The sequence below is a fragment of the Rhodococcoides corynebacterioides NBRC 14404 genome, from assembly GCF_001894765.1.
GTDB classification, from domain to species: domain Bacteria; phylum Actinomycetota; class Actinomycetes; order Mycobacteriales; family Mycobacteriaceae; genus Rhodococcoides; species Rhodococcoides corynebacterioides.
Genome location: NZ_BCWV01000002.1, coordinates 712,594 through 730,492, shown reverse-complemented (window position 1 = coordinate 730,492; position 17,899 = coordinate 712,594). Strand labels below are relative to the sequence as shown.

The following is a 17,899-nucleotide window of genomic DNA, read 5'->3' as shown; positions in this document are numbered from 1 at the left end:
TCTCGCGTCGTCCACCACCGCTCCATACAACCACCCGGTCGGGGACGCGCCCGGTACGGTCGTCTGCGTGGTGCGAGTCCTGACTGTGTCCGACGAGGTCGTCGAGGGACTGTGGAACGCCCGCCGGCTGCCCTTCGAGGTCGACCTGGTGCTGGGCGCCGGCGATCTGCCGTTCGCGTACCTCGAGCACCTGACCAACGTGTCGAACGCGCCCTGCGTGTTCGTTCCGGGGAACCACGACGCCGATCTCACCGGCTACTCGGCGGGCCGGGTCGGCTGGATGCGGGCCGGACTGCCCACGTCGTGGCCGGGCCCGAGCGGGGCGATCAACGCCGATCGGCGCATCGTCGCCGCCGCCGGCCTGCGCATCGCCGGCCTGGGCGGGTCGATTCGCTACCGCAACGGGCCGAACCAGTGGACCGAGAAGCAACAGCGGCGGCGGTCGGGCACGCTGCTGCGCACCGACGCCTGGCATCCGCGACTACGCCGGACCACCGACGCCGACGGGTCCTCCCGCGGAGTGGACATCCTGCTCACCCACAGCCCGCCGGCGGACGTCGGCGACGGCGACGACGCGCCGCATCGCGGTTTCCGCTGCCTGCACACGCTGACCGAGAAGTTGCGGCCGCAGCTGCTGGTCCACGGTCACGTCCACCCGCACGGAACCCGGCCCGTCGACCACGAACTGCACGGCGCGCTGGTGCTCAACACCGTGGGCTACGCCCTGTTCACCCTCACCCCCGGCGGCGCGGAGCCGCCCGTGATCGAAAGACGCCGCCATGGTTCGTGACACCGGATTCCCCGCCGCCGATGCGCAGAACGACTTCTCGCGTCAGCGTCGCCGCGCCGACGTGGCGCGCCTGGTCGGGTGGCTCCGTCGGCAGCCCGACGACGTCAACACGATCCTGCCGTTCGACGAAGTGGTCGCCGCACTCGGCCGGATGGGCGAACGACGTCTCGGACTGGAGGTGATTCGGGTCGATTCGATCGTCGGCAGCGTCGATCGCACCCGCGACTTCGACCGCTACTTCCGCCCGACGTCGGCACGGACACGGGAACGATGGCAACGCTTGGCGACGGCGTGGCGTCGCGGTGAGTCGATGCCCCCGATCCAGGTCTACCGGGTGGGCCCGATGCACTTCGTCATCGACGGTCACCACCGCGTGTCGATCGCGTGCGCCATGCACCACAGCACCATCGAGGCGTACGTGACGGAGATCGTCACCCGCATCTCCCCCGACGGCATCTCGAGCCGTGGCGATCTGCTGGTCAAGGACCACCGCCGCATCTTCTTCAGCCGGGTGCCGTTGACGGGCAAGTCCCGCGACGCGATCGAGTTCACCGACCCGTGGCAGTACGCGGAGCTCAGTGATGCGGTGGAGGCGTGGGGTTTTCGCCTGATGCAGGAACTCGGCGAGTTCGTCGACCGGCGCACGGTGGCACGCCGATGGTTCGGCGAGGAGTTCCTGCCGGTGGTCCGCATGGTGCGTTCGGTGGGCGGGATGCTGACCCGGCACACCGACGCCGAGGCGTACATGTGGGTGGCACGTGAGCGGTATCGCCTGGTGCGCAGCCACATCTGGAACGACGAGATCCTGGCCCAGTTGAAGGACAACGCGCCCCGCTGATCGAGCGGGGCGCGTCGTCCTGGTTCGATCGATCAGAGCGTCAGGTTGGCCCCGGACTCGGTGTCGAAGACCTGCACGCGGCGCGGGTCGAACCAGAGGTCGATCTTCTCGCCGATGCGGGCCCGCGACTCGGCGGCCACCCGGGCGACGAGCTGACCGGTGACGTCCGTGCCGGCGTCCGCGGCGAGCTCGTCGAGCTCGCGCGAGCTGACGCCGGGGCCCTCGGCGGAGAAGTAGACGTACTTGTCCGACCCCATCGACTCGAGCACGTCGACGCGCGCGGAGAACGTGCTGCCGTCGATGCGCTGGTAGGACTCCATCAGTGCGGCGTCCTCGAGGTGCTCGGGCCGGATACCGACGACCACCTCGCCCTTCGCGTTCTTGCCCGCCACCTTCTGGCGCGCTTCGCCGTCCAGCGCGATGTCGCCGAGCGGGGTGCGCACCCCGGCGTCGGTGAGCGTGCCGGGGAGGAAGTTCATCGACGGCGAGCCGATGAAGCCGGCGACGAACAGATTGCGGGGGCGGTCGTAGAGCTCCTGCGGCGAGCCGATCTGCTGCACCAGACCGCCGCGCAGGACCACGACCCGGTCGCCGAGGGTCATGGCCTCGGTCTGGTCGTGGGTGACGTAGACGGTGGTGGTGCCCAGCCGGTTCTGCAGCTGCGCGATCTCGGTGCGCATCTGCACACGCAGCTTGGCGTCGAGATTGGACAGCGGCTCGTCCATGAGGAAGGCCTTGGGGCTGCGGACGATCGCGCGCCCCATGGCCACGCGCTGACGCTGACCGCCGGAGAGGTTGGAGGGCTTGCGGTCCAGATGCTGACCGAGGTCGAGGATCTTCGCGGCCTCCTCGACCTTCTGGTTGATCTCCGACTTGCTCATCTTCGCGAGCGTGAGCGGGAACGCGATGTTGTCGCGCACCGTCATGTGCGGGTACAGCGCGTAGGACTGGAACACCATCGCGATGTCCCGGTCCTTGGGTGCGCGCTCGTTGACACGCTCCCCCGCGATCCGCAGCTCACCACTGGAGATGTCCTCCAGTCCGGCGATCATGTTGAGAGTCGTGGACTTTCCGCATCCCGACGGTCCGACGAGGATGATGAACTCCCCGTCGGCGATCGTGATGTCGACGTCGCTGACCGCAGCGGCGCCGTCCGGGTACAGCTTGGTCACCTTGTCGAGAACGATTTCGGCCATGGGTCTATCCCTTCACTGCGCCGGACGTCAGGCCCGCCACGATACGACGTTGGAAGAAGAGCACGAAGATGATGATCGGGATCGTGATGACCACTGCGGCAGCGGCAATGGATCCCGTCGGTTCCTCGAACTGGGAACTGCCGGTGAACTGAGAGATGGCTGCCGGCACGGTGACCGAGCGCTCGGTGGCCGTGAGGGAGATGGCCAGCAGCAGGTCGTTCCAGGCGAAGATGAACACGAGGATGGCGGCGGTGACGATGCCGGGCGCGGCCAGCGGTGCGATGACCTTGCGGAACGCCTGACCCGGGGTCGCGCCGTCCATCTTGGCCGCCTTCTCGAGCTCCCACGGAATTTCCCGGAAGAACGCCGAGAGCGTGTAGATCGCCAGCGGCAGGGCGAACGTGATGTACGGCAGGATCAGGCCGGGCCACGTGTCGAACAGTCCGAGCGCGCGCTCGATGTCGAACAGCGGTGTCACCAGCGAGATCTGGGGGAACATCGCGATCAGCAGAGCCGACCCCACCAGCAGCTTCTTGCCGGGGAAGTCCAGGCGCGCGACCGCGTAGGCGGCCATGGTGCCGATGACGACGGCGATCGCCGTGGTGATCAGTCCGATACCGATGGAGTTGATCAGGGCGCTGGTGAACTGCGAGGTCTGGAAGATGCCCTTGTAGTTGTCCAGCGTCCAAGTGGTGGGGATGAACTTGCCGTCCGCGATGTTCGCCACCGGCTTGAAGGACAGCGAGATGATCCACACCAACGGAATCAACGCGTACAGCAGGACCAGCAGGTTGACGATGGACCAGCCGGCTTTCGTCTTGGTGGTTGCGGCCATGGGTCAGCGCCCTTCCGTGTCCGAGCCGGGTGCGGAGGCCCCGAACAGTTTGATGAAGACGAAGGCGATGATCGCGACGCAGAAGAAGATCAACACGCTGATCGCCGACCCGAGTCCGAGGTTGAACGCCCCGAACAGGTTGTTGTAGCCCAGGATCGAGACCGACCCCGTCTGATTGCTGCCTCGGGTGAGCACGTAGATGTTGTCGAAGATGCGGAACGCGTCCAGCGTGCGGAACAGCAGCGCCACCAGAATGGCCGGCTTCATCAGCGGAATGATGATGCGCACCAACCGGGTCCACGCTCCGGCCCCGTCGACCTGGGCGGCCTTGAGCAGGTCGTCCGGGACCAAGGCGAGTCCTGCCAGGAGCAGCAGCGCCATGAACGGGGTGGTCTTCCACACCTCGGCCAGGACCACGATGGCGAGCGACGGAATCTGTTGCGTGAGCGGCGCACTGCCGTCGGGCAGCAGGTTGGCCAGGTAGCCCGTCTCGGGCGTCCAGGCGTAGTACCAGCTGTAGGCCGCGGCCACGGTCACGATGCCGTACGGGATCAACACCACGGTGCGGACCAGTCCGCGCCCGAAGATGGTGCGGTGCATGATCAGAGCGACCGCGAGACCGAGCACGAACTCGATGGCCACCGAGATGACCGTGATGACCACGGTGATGGTGAACGCCGTCCACCAGTAGCCGTCGGTGAGCACGGCGGCGTAGTTGGACAGACCCACGAATTCGCGCTCGTCGGGGAACGCCAGGTTGTACTTCTGCAGGGACAACCAGAACGCGTAGATGATCGGGTAGGCAGTGACCGCCAGCATCATGATGGCGGCGGGCGCCACCAGCAGCAGTCCCAGTCGCCGCTCGGCCTTCTTGCCCTCCGAGCGTGCCTCCTCGGCCTTCTTGGAGTGCTTGTGCGGCCGCGCGGTGTCGGCGGTAGCGGTCACGGGATCAGCCCTTCCGAGTTCACGGCCTGCGTCACCAGGTCGGCGAGACGATCGACGTCACCCACCGGGTCGATGGACTGCGGCGGATGCATCGCGTCGGTCAAGAGGATCGAGATCGCCTGGTAGGCAGGCGACACCGGCCGCACGGCCGCCTTGTTGATCGAGTCGAGCACGCCCTCCCACGCCGGGTAGGCGGCCTGGAAGTCCGGATCGTCGTAGAGCTCGCGAATCACCGGGGGCACGCCGCCCTCGACGGCGTTGTTGCGCTGGTTCTCGCGGTTGGTCAAGCACTCCACCGCGTCCCACGCCTCGTCGGGATGCTCCGTGGTCTTCGCGACACCGATGTTGAACCCACCGATGGTCACCTCGGCGTCCTTGTCCGGGAGCACAGCCGGGTACGGCGCGCTACGGAAGACCTCGTTCACCGCGGCGTCCTGCTGATCCGCCGGCACCGACGACAGGTCGAGGAAGGACACGCCGCCGGCGGCGGCGTTCTCCTTCAGACCGGGGAGCACGAAGGGGTAGTTGACCTCGGCGAACATGCTCCCGGCCTCGACCCCGAGGCGAGCGGTGCCCTCGTCGCTCTGCGAGACCGACGGGTCGGCGCCGGGCGCGGTGGCGACCGCCTTGATGATCGACAGCGCCTTCTCGGTCGCGGCCCGGTGCTCGGGGGTGTCGTTGAGGTTCTGGGTGACGCCGTCCTCGGCGACCACCTGACCGCCGGCACTCTCGAGGAGGGTGTTGAACCACACCATGAAGCCCTCGTACTGCTTCGCCTGCACACCGAGCGCGGCGGGCTTGCCGGCCGCGGCGTTCTCGCCGGCGACGGCGATGAGGTCGTCCCACGTGGCGGGCGGCTGACCGTTCGGCACGAGATCCGGCCGGTACCACAGCAACTGGGTGTTGGAGTTCAGCGGAACGGCGAAGAGCTTGGTGCGCTCACCGGTCGCCGGGTCCAACCACCGCGCCGTCTCCAGCGGGCCCTCGAGCACCGATCCGTCCTGCAGCTTCGCCGACAGATCGTCGGGCACGGGCAGAGCCCACCCCGCCTCGGCGAACTCCGCGGTCCACACCACGTCGAGCGTCATCAGATCGAGGGAGCGATCGTTGCCGGCCAGTCGCCGGGCCAACTGCAGCCGTTGATCGTTCGCGCTCTTGGGCAGCGTCATCTGCTGCACGCGATACCGACCGCCGGACTGCTCGGTGCACGCCTGCGCTGCCGCGGCGTACTGTTCGGCGCCGTCGGCCGCGGTGTAGAAGCTGAGAACGACGCCGTCGTCCGAGGATCCACACCCCGCCAACAGCCCGCCTGCCACCACCACCGCGGCGCTCGTCGCCGCGAGTTTCCTCGCCCTGTACCTCTTCGGCACGACCGCCTCCTCTGCCGCAGAAGGAAGGCACCGGACGGGGCCCCGACTCCGCAGCGTGTGCTTCGTTGGACACGCATTCCCTGCGAAGGGGAACCTAGTCCACAGCAGCACGGAAAATCGGGGCTTGGAACAAGTCCGTGACCCATTCGGTACACGGACCGTCGGGGCGGGCCGCCCCGACCGTCAAATGGCCAGTCGCGCCAACAGATCCCGCGCCTTCTCGGCGGTCTTCGGCTCGCAGAGGACGTCGTACCGACCGGCGACCAACTGCATGGTCGAGGCGAAGTCGCGCTGACCCTTCGTCGCGGCGTACGGGATGGAGGCCGAGATCAGGCCGAACACCACGCCGCCGAGGACGCCGACGAGCAGGGCGCTGACGTAGTTCGTGTTGGTGATGATCGCCAGGATCAGACCGAGGAACACGCCCAGCCAGGCACCCGAGAGAATGCCCCCACCAATGACTTTCGGCCAGGTGAGTCGGCCGATGACGCGCTCGACCTGCATCAGGTCCACACCGACGATCGTGACGTCCTGGACCGAGAACTCCTGATCGGACAGGTAGTCGACGGCGCGCTGCGCCTCGGCGTACGTGGGGTAGGACCCGATGGGCCATCCCGACGGCGGTGTGGGCAGTCCCTGACCGGGCCGACCCGGCTGCGACAGAGGATTCGTCATACCGTCATTGTGCCCGGTCAGCGTCGGGCGTGCCCTCGGCCGTGACCGACATCCCTGCGGCCCGCCCCGCCGCGGCGACCGCCCGGGCGATGCGGTGGCCGGCCTCGTCGACCATCTCGTCGCCGACCATGACCGCACCGCGATGCCCACCCTCGGCCGAGAGGTGTCGCGCGTACGCCTCCACGATCGCCACCGCACGGTCGAAATCGTCCTGCCGCGGCGCGAAGATCTCGTTGGCGGCGGCGATCTGGGTCGGGTGCAGCACCCACTTGCCGTCGTAGCCGAGAGCCGCCGCGTGCCGTGCCGAGGCCGCGAAGCCCTCCGCATCGCGCACCTGGACCCACGGCCCGTCGACGGCGGCGATCCCGTGCGAGCGCGCCGCGACGAGGATGGACATCAGGACGTGGTGATAGGCGTCGCCGTGCGCGAGGCCCGGCGGCTGCGCACCCACGGTGAGAGTGCGCATGCCGATGTCCGCCATGAAGTCGCCGGGGCCGAAGACCAACGCCTCGACCCGCGGGGACGCGCCGGCGATCGCGTCGACGTGCAGGAGTCCGCGCGCGTCCTCGATCTGGGCGTCGATGCCGATGGCCCCGACGGGCAGGTCGTGTTCGCGCTCGAGTTGGGTGAGGATCAGGTCCACGGCCTGCACCTCGCCGGCCGAGCGGACCTTCGGCAGCACGATCACCTCGACCCGACCGCCCGCGGGTCCGACCACGTCGGTCAGGTCCCGCAGGGTGTGCGCGGTGGTCCAGTCGTTGACGCGCACCATCCGGCGCTGCGACCCCCAGTCGTCGGCACGCAGGGCCTCCACCACCGAGGCGCGCGCCGCGACCTTGGCCGCCGGCGCCACCGCATCCTCGAGATCGAGGAACACCGCGTCGGCGGGCAGACCGCGCGCCTTGCTCATCATCGACGGGTTGCTGCCGGGTACGGCCAGGACGGACCGCCGGAGCAGCGTCGACCGGTCGGAGGGAAGGGTCACGGCGCCGACCCTAGTCACCCGTCGGGCAGGTCGGACGGTCCGTCTACTCTTGCGTTCCATGGCTGCTGTGAACAAGGTGTTCGCTGCTCGACTCGCGGGTCTGGTGGTGCTCGGACCCGACGGTGAGTCGATCGGTCGTGTCCGCGACATCGTGATCACCGTGCGCATCGGCCGACAACAGCCGCGTGTCCTGGGCCTGGTGGTGGAGCTGGCCACCCGGCGAAAGATTTTCGTGCCCATGCTGCGCGTCACCGCGATCGAACCGACGTCGGTCACGCTGACCACGGGGAACGTCAGTATGCGGCGCTTCACGCAACGCACCGGCGAGGTCCTCGCTCTCGCCCAGGTCCTGGACTCGAAGGTGCGCACCGACGATCCGGACGCCGAGGACCTGCACGGCGTGGACGCCGTCGTCGTCGATCTGGGGATCGAGCAGACCCGCTCGCGCGACTGGGTGGTCTCGCGCGTCGCGGTCCGACCGCACCGGACACGCCTGGGCCGACGCGGCAGCATGCACGTCATCGACTGGCAGAACGTCCAGGGGCTGACGCAGATGGACCTGTCCCAGCCGGGCCAGGGCGTCTCGCAGCTTCTCGCCCAGTTCGACGGGTTGCGGCCGGCGGACGTGGCGGACGCGATCCGCGACCTGCCGGAGAAGCGGCGCCTCGAGGTCGCGTTCGCGCTCGACGACCAGCGGCTCGCGGACGTCATCCAGGAGATGCCCGACGACGATCAGATCGATCTGGTGCAGACCCTCGAGCCCGGCCGCGCGGCCGACGTCCTCGAGGCCATGGATCCGGACGACGCGGCCGATCTCCTGGGCGAGCTGCCCGAACCCGAGGCCGAAGCGCTGCTGCGACTGATGGATCCGCAGGACTCCGAGCCGGTCCGACGGCTGCTCGAGCACTCCCCCGACACCGCCGGCGGTCTCATGACCCCGGAGCCGGTGGTGCTCAACGCCTCGGCGACGGTGGCCGAGGCACTCGCCCGCGTGCGCAATCCGGACCTGACGCCCGCCCTCGCGTCGTTGGTCTTCGTGGTCCGTCCGCCCACCGCGACGCCCACCGGCCGCTATCTCGGGTGCGTGCATCTGCAACAGCTGCTGCGAGAACCCCCGGCATCCTTGGTCGGCGGGGTCATCGACACCACGCTCTCGAGCCTGTCTCCCGACGACGGCCTGGGCGCGGTGACTCGCTACTTCGCCGCGTACAACCTCGTCTGCGGTCCGGTGGTCGACGAACAGGAGCACCTCATCGGCGCCGTGACCGTCGACGACGTCCTCGACCATCTACTGCCGGACGACTGGCGCGAACAGGAGCACGTGGGCCATGACTGACGGGGGCATCTCCGCGCGGCAGCGGCTGGACACCCCGCGCGGTTCTCGCCGATTCCGGGTGGACATCGACGTCGACGCGATCGGTCGGACGGGCGAGAACGTCGCACGGTTCCTCGGCACGGGCCGGTACCTGGCGATCCAGACCATCATCGTGGTGGTCTGGATTCTGCTGAACGTCTTCGCGCTCAGCCTCCAATGGGATCCGTATCCGTTCATCCTGTTGAATCTGGCGTTCTCGACGCAGGCCGCGTACGCCGCGCCGCTGATCCTGCTCGCGCAGAACCGACAGGACGACCGCGACCGTGTCTCGCTCGAGGAGGACCGCGCCCGCGCCGCGCAGACCAAGGCGGACACCGAGTTCCTCGCTCGCGAGCTGGCGGCCCTCCGAATCGCCGTGGGCGAGGTGGCCACGCGCGACTATCTCCGTCGCGAGCTCGACGATCTCAAGGCCGTGCTCGCCGATCCGTCGCTCGCGGACGATCGCCCGCGCAAGAAGTCGCGACGTCGTGTCGAGGAACCGGACGAACAGACTCGTTTCGACCACAGCGAGGACACGCGACGGTAACCTCGGTCACAGTGCGCATCGGGTCCTGCCGAACGCGCGCACGGTGATCGGTGGGGGTTGGTGCGTATGCGAGTCGGCGGCGTCGTGAGTGCGTCCGTGCTCCTGCTCGGAGCGGTCACCGTGGCGGCCGGTGCGGCCACGCCCAGCTCCGCGAACCGCTTCGCGGCACCCCCGACGGCTGTCGTCGCCGCAGCACCCGTGCCCTCGCGCGACACCGCCGTGGGCCTCGTCGACCCGCCCGAGCGGTCGGCGACCACGTTCCGTTCCCCGGCTCCGGCCGCAGCCGCCGGCGCTCCGGTGACGGCGGCCGGGGCACCGGCGCCGAACATTCTGGTCGGAGCCCTCGGCATTCCGGAACTCGTTCTTCAGGCGTACCGCGCCGCCGAGGCCCGCACGGCGGTCACGACGCCCGGATGCAAGCTTCCGTGGCACCTGCTCGCCGCCATCGGCCGCATCGAGTCCGGTCACGCGGGCGGTGGCCGCACCGATGTCGCCGGCACCACCCTGACGCCGATCCTCGGACCGCCCCTCGACGGCCGGTCTGCAGCCGACGCGGTCATCACCGACTCGGACGGCGGTGCGCTGGACGGCAATTCGACGCACGATCGCGCCGTCGGACCGATGCAGTTCATCCCGTCGACGTGGGCGGGCTACGCCACCGACGGCAACGACGACGGCAAGGCCGACCCCAACAACGTGTTCGACGCCGCCGCGGCCGCGGGCAAGTATCTGTGTTCGGGCGGCCTCGACATGACCAAGGCCGCCGACGCGACGGCGGCCGTCATGCGCTACAACAACTCGGCCGCGTACACCGCGAACGTGCTGTCCTGGTCGGCCGCCTACTCCGGCGGTGCCAGCCCGGTTCCCGGACGCATCGGGGACGCGACGCCGATCCCGTCGCCGGTGGACGCGCTCGCGATCGCCGCGGCCGCGCCCGGAGCCGCCGACGTCGCGCCGGGTACCGACCCGACCACGACGAGCGCGCTGCCGACGACCTTGACTCCTGCCACCACCACGGCGCCGCCGGCGTTCGGGATCGAGGGGTTGCCGCCGCTGCCCACGTTCGAGCTTCCGGTCATCCCGTGCCTGCTCTGCCCACCGGCTCCGCCCGCCGAGGCCGCGACCGCACCGCCCGTCACGGACAGCACCGCACCCACTCCATAACGGCCGGATAACAGAACGGCAACGGATACGGTACCCTCGCTCCCGGCAGTTACACGTCGGAGCAGTCGCTCGCGGATCACGAGTCCGGTGAGCGGCGAGGAGGTACATCAGTGGGTCGGCATCGCAAGAAATCGACTTCCGCACTACGCAGGAATTCGGTGATCGCGTTGACCGGCCTGCTCCCCGCCGGCGGCATTGCCGTCGCCAGCAGTTACGCGGCCGGCGCCGACATCCCGTTCCTGCAGACTCGCGCCGCATCCCACGAGGTGCCGTTGGACGCGAGCCGCATCGAGGCCACTCCGATCGCCGCCCCCACCAGCTCGGAGACACCGCCGCCGGCGCCCGAGCCCGCGCCTGCACCCGTCGTCGATCCCGGCCCCGCGTTGCCGGAGAGCGTCGTCGCATCCCCGCTGGGCGTGCCGGCCGTCAACGTCGAGGCCTACCGCAACGCGGAGCGGCTCCTGCACGAGACGCTTCCGGGGTGCAACATGTCCTGGTCCCTCCTCGCCGGCATCGGCCGCGTCGAGTCGACTCACGCCAACGACGGCAAGGTCGCCCCGGACGGCACCTTGCTCGAACCCATCCTCGGACCGCGTCTCGACGGCAGCCTGGCCGGCAACAACGTGATCTACGACACCGACGGCGGCGCGCTCGACGGTGACCCTGTCTACGACCGGGCGGTCGGACCCATGCAGTTCCTGCCCGAGACGTGGAAGCGGTACGCCACCGACGGCAACGGCGACGGCAAGGCAGACCCGCAGAATCTCTTCGACAGCGCTGCCACCACCGGGAAGTATCTCTGCGACGGGGGCCTGAACATGGCCGATCCCGTCCAGGTCACGCAGGCCGTCCTGCGCTACAACAACTCGATGGCGTACGTCGCCAACGTGGTGGCGTGGTCCGTCGCCTACTCCACCGGAATCGCTCCGGCCGAGGGCGACCTGCCTCGCATCCACTAGTCACGCATACCATCGGGTCATGCCCGCAGTCATCGAATCGGACGTCCGCAGCGCGCTCGCGCGTGTGAACGACCCCGAGATTCGCAAGCCCATCACCGAACTCGGCATGGTCAAGAGCGTCGCTGTCGGTGACGACGGGTCGGTCGACGTCGGCATCTACCTCACCACCGCCGGCTGCCCGATGAAGACCGAGATCAGCGATCGAGTGCGGACCGCCGTCGCCGACGTCGCCGGCGTCGGCGAGATCCGCGTCGAGCTCGACGTGATGAACGACGAGCAGCGCACCGAACTGCGGAAGTCGTTGCGCGGCGATTCGGCGGAGCCGGTCATTCCGTTCGCCCAGCCGGGTTCGCTGACACGCGTCTACGCGGTCGCCTCGGGGAAGGGCGGAGTCGGAAAGTCCTCCGTCACCGTCAATCTCGCGGCGGCGATGGCTGCGAAGGGCTTGTCCGTCGGAGTGCTCGACGCGGACATCTACGGCCACTCGGTGCCCCGCATGCTCGGAACCGATGCGCGCCCGACGCAGGTCGAGCGGATGATCATGCCGCCCGTGGCGCACGAGGTGAAGATGATCTCGATCGCCCAGTTCACCCAGGGCAACACTCCGGTCGTGTGGCGAGGCCCCATGCTGCACCGTGCACTGCAGCAGTTCCTCGCCGACGTGTTCTGGGGCGATCTCGACATCCTGCTGCTGGACCTGCCGCCGGGCACCGGTGACGTCGCGATCTCGGTGGCGCAGCTCATCCCCGGCGCGGAGATCCTCGTGGTCACCACCCCGCAGCAGGCGGCAGCCGAGGTGGCCGAGCGTGCGGGCGCCATTGCCCTGCAGACCCGCCAGCGAGTGGTCGGTGTCGTGGAGAACATGTCCTGGCTCGAGCTGCCCGACGGCACGCGCATGGACGTCTTCGGCACCGGTGGCGGGCAGGCCGTGGCCGACCGCCTCACCACCGCCGTCGGCGCGAAGGTTCCGCTGCTCGGGCAGATCCCCTTGGACACCGCAGTGCGCGAGGGCGGGGACGAGGGCGTACCGATCGTCCTCGGCGCCCCGGAGACTCCGGCCGCTCGTGCCCTCACCGAGGTCGCAGAGAAGCTGTCCGTTCGCAGTCGTGGGCTGGCCGGCATGAGCCTCGGCATCGACACCACGCGTCACCTCTGACCCCTCTCAGAACGGGGGCGGGGTGTCGTCGGGTGGGTGGAGCTTCATCGCGTTGCGGAGTCGGTTGCGGTTGCGTTCCTGTCGTCGGCGGGCGTGTTTCTGCTCGGTGCGTGGGGCGGGTCGGAGGCGTTCGGTGAGGACCGGTCTCGATGGCCGGGCCGTTGACGGGTCGGGTGGGGCGCCGAAGACGATCATGTCGAGTCCGGGGTGGACGTCGTGGCCCGTGAACGCGGGGCCGAGGACGGTGCGTCCGCCGGGGATGGTGATGGTGCGAATCAGTCGGCTCGGATTATTCGGGTCGGGGTACTGGTCGTCGACGAAATCCCCGAACGTCTTCAGTAGGTGATGGAACCGGCACTTCGCTCCCAACCCGCCGGCCGACGTCGTGCCGCCGCGGGTGGGGTCGTGGTGGTCGTATTCGGTGATGTGGTCGAGGTCTGCCTCCCACGCCGGTCGGTTGCAGCCGGGCCAGGTGCAGAACTGGTCCCGCGCCCGCACATAGGCATCGAGTGCGGCGGAGGGGCGGTACGGGTTCGATGGTTGCGTGGCCGGGAGTGGGGTGTCGGTGCCGTCCCCGAGGGGGCGGATGACGGTTCGGGGGTCGGCGGCGAGGTCGCGGACGTGGGCGCCGGAGATGATGCCGATGCCGGCGAGAAATCCGACACCGTCGACGGTGTCGAGACCGAGGGGCTCGTCGCATCCGTGCGGGCCCTCCGAGGACTCGTCGACCGCCGGTGACTTGGTGAAAATTGGGTCCGCGGCGGCGTCGGCCAGTATCGCTGTGCCGGACGGATCCGCTGCGACAGGTCGTGCTGCAGTCGGTTCTGCTGCAACAGGTTCTGCTGCACCCGGTCCTGCTGCGACCGATTCTGCTGCACCCGGTTCCACCGCAACGGAATCTGTCGAAACCGGTTCCGTCGCATCGGGCTGGGCCGCAGGGGTGGGTTCGGTGTCGGGTCGCGGCAGGTGCTGCGGCGACCTGCAGACCCGCTCGGATTCCGGGGCGCGGACGGGGCCGGTGAGGGTGGTGGTGTCGGTGACCAGGTGGATCACGATCCGCGGCGCCGTCGCCGCGAACGTACCGACGTCGACATTCTTGTAGCGGCAGTCGGTGATCGGGCGGTCGCAGTCGCAGCCGAATTCGGTCCGGGTGAGCAACGCGTAATGCGCATCCGATGCCCGCGCGGCCTTCGACCGGGTGTCCTTCGGGCACACCTGCGCCGCGAGGCGGTGGACCGCGGCGGCGGCGAGGGCAGTGTCCTCGGCGGGCCGGGTGTCCGTCGTCGTGGCCATCCCGTCCCGCCCGGTCTCGACGGTGAACGCCCGGTTCCGCTTCGCTGCCTCGCGGCGGGCGCGGACGGCGTCGGGGTCGCGGCGGTGCACCATCGTGTCGACCATGATCTCCATCCGCGCCGGCGACCACGACCCGGGTTTACGCAACGCGGCGGCGATGTCGGCGTCGACCAACGCCGCGTAGCACTGACCCTCGATCAACTCGGTGCGGGAGACGATGGTGCGGATGTGGTGCGGGGTGACGATCCCGTCCCGTAGGCACCGTGCGACCAGGGGTAGCCGGTCGCGGAGGGCGACGGCGTCGGTGAGCAGGGTCCGGGCGGCGAACGGGGTGATCGACATCGTCGTCGCGATCGTCGCGGCGCAGCGAGTGAACGCGTCGAGCTCACGCCGGTCCTCGTCCTCGAACGGCTCCACCAGTTCGGCGTGCATGGCGGCGGCGAGCTGATATTCGAACCACTTCAGGTAGGACACCCCGGCAGCCGCGTGCACCAGAGCGTCCAGCGCCTGCGGAGACGGAAGGTCGGTGGTGGCGGGCAGACCCAACGCGGCGTGATCCAATGCAGCCCACGGCGTCGCCGTAGTCCGTGCCCCCACCTGCACTGCAGCCATACTGCCGACCCCCAGTCGCTCGTATGTTCGAGCGTACCGGCACCCACCGACAGACTCCATGACACGCACGCACGGATTCGGCGGCGGCCGGGGAATCAGGTGGCGGCGCGATCTACGTGGCGTCGGGGTCGATCGGGGGTCGCTCGTTGCCGGCCAGGGAGTCGCGCGCGGGATCCTTCGACAACGACGGACGCGACGACGGAGACGCGGACTGCGATCCGGTGGCGGCCGTTCCCCCGCCGGGCTTGTCGAAGTTGCCGGTGAAGATCGAGTCGTCACCGTCGAGGAGGTGCTTGGTCACCACGGCACGCGGGGTCATCTTCCGGAGCTGATTGAGGTCCGCGAGAGGCTTGCGCAGGTCGTCGAAATCGGTTCCCAACTCGTTCTTCAGCTGAGCACTGGCGCCGGACGCGTAGTCACGCACCTGCCGCAGCGACTTGGTCACCCAGGTGACGGCACCGGGCAGACGCTCGGGCCCGAGGACGACGAGTGCGGCGATGAGGAGGACGAGCATCTCGCCCCAACCGATGTTCGCGAACACCGCTACAGCCTACGGGGCAGAGCCACGGTCATGCGTCCGACGTGGGCGTGACGGTGATGTCCACGGTGCGACCCGATCGCACCACCTGCACCGGGATGGACTGGCCGATCTGCTGCTCCTGCACGGCCACCACGAGCTCGTCGGCGCCGGAGACGGACCGGTTCCCCACTCGCACGATGACGTCGCCCTCGACGATGCCCGCCTGCTGCGCCGGCCCGCCGGCCGTCACGTTGGCCACCCGGGCACCGCTGAGAGCGTCGTTGACGACGGTGCGCGCCGTGACCCCGATGTCGGGATGGATCATCGACCCGGTGCGGATGAGCGACTGCACCACCTCGGTGACGTCGTCGATCGGGATCGCGAACCCCAGCCCGACGGACCCACCGCTCTCGCTGCGGATCGCGGAGTTGATACCGATGACCCGTCCCTCGGCATCGATGAGCGGGCCTCCGGAGTTGCCCGGGTTGATGGCGGCGTCGGTCTGCACGGCGTCGATGACCGCGTCGGTGTCGGTCCCCTCGCCGGAGAGCCGCACCGGTCGATCGAGCGCGCTCACGATTCCTCGGGTGACGGTCTTGCTCAGACCCAACGGCGATCCGACCGCGACGACGTCGTCGCCCACCTGGACGTCCTCGGAGCGACCCAGCTGCGCGACGGTGAGTCCGGTGACGTCGGTCGAGAGGACGGCGAGGTCGGTCTTGGTGTCACGGCCGACGATGCGCGCCGGCACCTTGGTTCCGTCGGAGAAGGTGACCGACAGGGTGGCGTCCGGATTGGTGGCGGCCATCGAGACCACGTGATTGTTGGTGACGATGTACCCGGCGCCGTCGACGACGACGCCGGACCCGGTGCCGGCGTTCTCCCCGAACGTCTCCTGCACCGACACCACCGACGGCAGCACGGCCTCGGCCACCCGAGCGACCTGACCCGGAGGAAGGTCGCTCCCTTCCTGCGCGAGAGTCACGCGTGAACTGGTCAGCGATCCCCCGAGATCAGCGGCGACGGTGCCCACCACACCGCCCAGCAGGCCGATGACCAGCGCCACCGCGGCGAGGGCGGCGAGCGCGCGTGCGCCGACACGGCGACCGAACAGTACGTCCCGGACACCCAGCTTCTCCCCCGGCGCCAGGGGGACGGGATCGGGGGTCACCGCGGCCGGGGCCACCGAGGTCACCGGTGCGGCCGGGTCACGCCAGGGATCGACCGGTGCGGGCACCTCGTCGACCGGATCGCCGTCGTCCGGCTCCCGCATCAGGGACTCGGTCGCCCCCGGCGGACGACCGAACGCCTCGGCGAGCATCGGGTCGGGTGGTGGCGACGACCGCAGATCCGCCGAGGTGCGATCCGCGGGCACCGGGAACGAGCCGTCGACACCGTCGGGCCGACCGAATGCGCGCGACGTGTGGGGATCGACGACGGGTCGATAGAGGGGGCGCGGCGGCAACCGACGCTCGGCGTCGGTCCCCTCGGCCGGGGCGTCCGTTCCGTCAGGCTCCACTCGCGCAGGCTACCGTCGCCGGAATCGGCCGGACAGGCCGGACGCGATCCCCCCACGGAACGACGGCAGGGCGCCGGGGCGGCTGTCGCCGGGAGTGCAGGGGTGACGGTCGGGTATCTGGTGGAGAAGACCCATGAGCGAACTCGGCATGGTCACCTGCTCGGACGAACGGAGCGCGATGCGCGCCTGCTGCTGCGCATCCACTTCCGCCGCGCAGTCGGGGCATTGCGACACATGGTGGGCGGCGCGCAGGTATGCGTTCATCCGCAGCTCACCGTCGACGTAGGCCGCCACGGCCTCGCTGGCGAGGTGATCGGTGGGGTTGAACTGACGACGCTCGCGAGTCATGGTTCTCCTCCACTGCTGTGCGCGGTGACTGCCGGTGTGGTGACGCTCCCTTACGAAGATACTGAACGGACGGCGGGCCCGATCAGTTCCCGCGCGACCCGGCACGCGCACCGTTCTCGGTGCGGGTGGCGGCGAGGTGGTCTCGCAGCGCCTGCCGACCCCGGTGGATGCGGCTGCGGACCGTGCCGAGCTTGACGCCGAGGGTCGCGCCGATCTCCTCGTACGACAGTCCTTCGATGTCGCACAGGACGATAGCCGCGCGGAACTCCGGCGCCAGCGAATCGAGGGCGGCCTGCAGGTCGGGGTCGAGGCGGGCGTCGTGGTAGATCTGCTCGGGATCCGGCCGATCCGACGGCACCCGCTCGTAGTCCTCGGGCAGGGCTTCCATCCGGATGCGGCTCCGGCGGCGCACCATGTCCAGGAAGAGGTTGGTGGTGATGCGGTGCAGCCAGCCCTCGAACGTGCCGGGCTGATAGTTCTGCAGAGAGCGGAACACCCGGATGAAAGTGTCCTGGGTGAGGTCCTCGGCGTCCTGCGCGTTGCCCGAGAGCCGGTAGGCGAGGCGATAGACCCGGTCGCCGTGCTCGCGGACCAACTCGTCCCAGGACGGCATGGACGTAGCGTCCCCGGTGGCGTCGAAGACCGCGGTTCCGGACAGCGGAGTATCGAACGAGGCGTTCTGGGGCACGGAGTGGTCGGACGCGGTCTCGGCGGCGTGTTCGCGGGCAATCGGGTTCATGTGATCCTCTGGGTCCTCCTGGTCGGGGGATCGACGATCGGCCGTCGGCTCAGG

Annotated in this window: 18 protein-coding genes; 7 read left to right on the top strand and 11 right to left on the bottom strand. The window is 69.3% G+C overall.

Features of this window, described 5'->3' with window-relative positions:
* The first annotated feature begins 67 nt into the window (after positions 1 to 67).
* A complete protein-coding gene (locus tag RC2_RS04865) occupies positions 68 to 790 on the top strand; it encodes a metallophosphoesterase family protein (RefSeq protein WP_068152238.1) in 723 nt (240 codons plus the stop codon).
* Positions 780 to 1,628: a chromosome partitioning protein ParB gene (locus tag RC2_RS04860; RefSeq protein WP_068152236.1), complete on the top strand. Its 849-nt coding sequence runs from the start codon at positions 780 to 782 to the stop codon at positions 1,626 to 1,628. Before RC2_RS04865 ends, RC2_RS04860 begins: the two co-directional genes overlap by 11 nt.
* 32 nt (positions 1,629 to 1,660) lie before the next feature.
* On the opposite strand, the gene RC2_RS04855 is transcribed toward RC2_RS04860, so the two are convergent.
* The 6 genes from RC2_RS04855 to RC2_RS04830 all read right to left on the bottom strand — a co-directional run bounded on the left by RC2_RS04855 (position 1,661) and on the right by RC2_RS04830 (position 7,634).
* Entirely contained in the window at positions 1,661 to 2,824 is a 1,164-nt protein-coding gene (locus tag RC2_RS04855; RefSeq protein WP_068152234.1) for an ABC transporter ATP-binding protein, read from the bottom strand.
* Between the two features lie 4 nt (positions 2,825 to 2,828).
* Positions 2,829 to 3,659: a carbohydrate ABC transporter permease gene (locus RC2_RS04850; protein ID WP_068152231.1), complete on the bottom strand. Its 831-nt coding sequence runs from the start codon at positions 3,657 to 3,659 to the stop codon at positions 2,829 to 2,831.
* 3 nt (positions 3,660 to 3,662) lie between these two features.
* The gene (locus tag RC2_RS04845; protein WP_068152228.1) at positions 3,663 to 4,604 is read right to left on the bottom strand and encodes a carbohydrate ABC transporter permease; all 942 of its coding nucleotides are present in this window, start codon (positions 4,602 to 4,604) and stop codon (positions 3,663 to 3,665) included.
* Positions 4,601 to 5,974 (bottom strand): extracellular solute-binding protein, encoded by a 1,374-nt coding sequence (locus tag RC2_RS04840; protein ID WP_174552288.1) that lies wholly within the window; start codon positions 5,972 to 5,974, stop codon positions 4,601 to 4,603. The genes RC2_RS04845 and RC2_RS04840 overlap by 4 nt, the downstream gene beginning before the upstream one ends.
* Positions 5,975 to 6,157: 183 nt before the next feature.
* Complete coding sequence (locus RC2_RS04835) at positions 6,158 to 6,649, bottom strand: YflT domain-containing protein (protein WP_068152216.1); 492 nt, start codon at positions 6,647 to 6,649, stop codon at positions 6,158 to 6,160.
* Positions 6,650 to 6,653: 4 nt separating this feature from the next.
* The gene (locus RC2_RS04830; protein WP_072681102.1) at positions 6,654 to 7,634 is read right to left on the bottom strand and encodes an HpcH/HpaI aldolase/citrate lyase family protein; all 981 of its coding nucleotides are present in this window, start codon (positions 7,632 to 7,634) and stop codon (positions 6,654 to 6,656) included.
* A 58-nt stretch (positions 7,635 to 7,692) separates the two neighbouring features.
* Between RC2_RS04830 and RC2_RS04825 the strand changes: the two genes are divergently transcribed.
* From RC2_RS04825 to RC2_RS04805, 5 genes are all read left to right on the top strand, one after another.
* Positions 7,693 to 8,970, top strand: coding sequence for a magnesium transporter MgtE N-terminal domain-containing protein (locus RC2_RS04825; protein WP_068152213.1), 1,278 nt, complete (start codon positions 7,693 to 7,695; stop codon positions 8,968 to 8,970).
* A complete protein-coding gene (locus RC2_RS04820) occupies positions 8,963 to 9,535 on the top strand; it encodes a DUF1003 domain-containing protein (protein ID WP_068152210.1) in 573 nt (190 codons plus the stop codon). Before RC2_RS04825 ends, RC2_RS04820 begins: the two co-directional genes overlap by 8 nt.
* Positions 9,536 to 9,619: 84 nt before the next feature.
* Positions 9,620 to 10,699 (top strand): lytic transglycosylase domain-containing protein, encoded by a 1,080-nt coding sequence (locus tag RC2_RS04815; RefSeq protein ID WP_245810959.1) that lies wholly within the window; start codon positions 9,620 to 9,622, stop codon positions 10,697 to 10,699.
* 110 nt (positions 10,700 to 10,809) lie between these two features.
* Positions 10,810 to 11,658, top strand: coding sequence for a lytic transglycosylase domain-containing protein (locus RC2_RS04810; protein WP_068152205.1), 849 nt, complete (start codon positions 10,810 to 10,812; stop codon positions 11,656 to 11,658).
* 19 nt (positions 11,659 to 11,677) lie between these two features.
* Positions 11,678 to 12,814 (top strand): Mrp/NBP35 family ATP-binding protein, encoded by a 1,137-nt coding sequence (locus RC2_RS04805; RefSeq protein WP_072681100.1) that lies wholly within the window; start codon positions 11,678 to 11,680, stop codon positions 12,812 to 12,814.
* A gap of 6 nt (positions 12,815 to 12,820) precedes the next feature.
* On the opposite strand, the gene RC2_RS04800 is transcribed toward RC2_RS04805, so the two are convergent.
* From RC2_RS04800 to sigE, 5 genes are all read right to left on the bottom strand, one after another.
* Positions 12,821 to 14,719, bottom strand: coding sequence for an HNH endonuclease signature motif containing protein (locus tag RC2_RS04800; RefSeq protein WP_169846839.1), 1,899 nt, complete (start codon positions 14,717 to 14,719; stop codon positions 12,821 to 12,823).
* Positions 14,720 to 14,831: 112 nt separating this feature from the next.
* On the bottom strand, positions 14,832 to 15,260 hold the full coding sequence (tatB, locus tag RC2_RS04795; protein WP_068152810.1) for a Sec-independent protein translocase protein TatB: 429 nt from the start codon (positions 15,258 to 15,260) through the stop codon (positions 14,832 to 14,834).
* Positions 15,261 to 15,288: 28 nt separating this feature from the next.
* Entirely contained in the window at positions 15,289 to 16,758 is a 1,470-nt protein-coding gene (locus tag RC2_RS04790) for a S1C family serine protease (RefSeq protein ID WP_068152807.1), read from the bottom strand.
* A gap of 9 nt (positions 16,759 to 16,767) precedes the next feature.
* Positions 16,768 to 17,106, bottom strand: coding sequence for a hypothetical protein (locus RC2_RS04785; RefSeq protein WP_068152802.1), 339 nt, complete (start codon positions 17,104 to 17,106; stop codon positions 16,768 to 16,770).
* An 82-nt stretch (positions 17,107 to 17,188) separates the two neighbouring features.
* Positions 17,189 to 17,845, bottom strand: a complete 657-nt coding sequence (gene sigE, locus RC2_RS04780; RefSeq protein WP_068152799.1) for an RNA polymerase sigma factor SigE — start codon at positions 17,843 to 17,845, stop codon at positions 17,189 to 17,191.
* Positions 17,846 to 17,899: the final 54 nt, after the last annotated feature.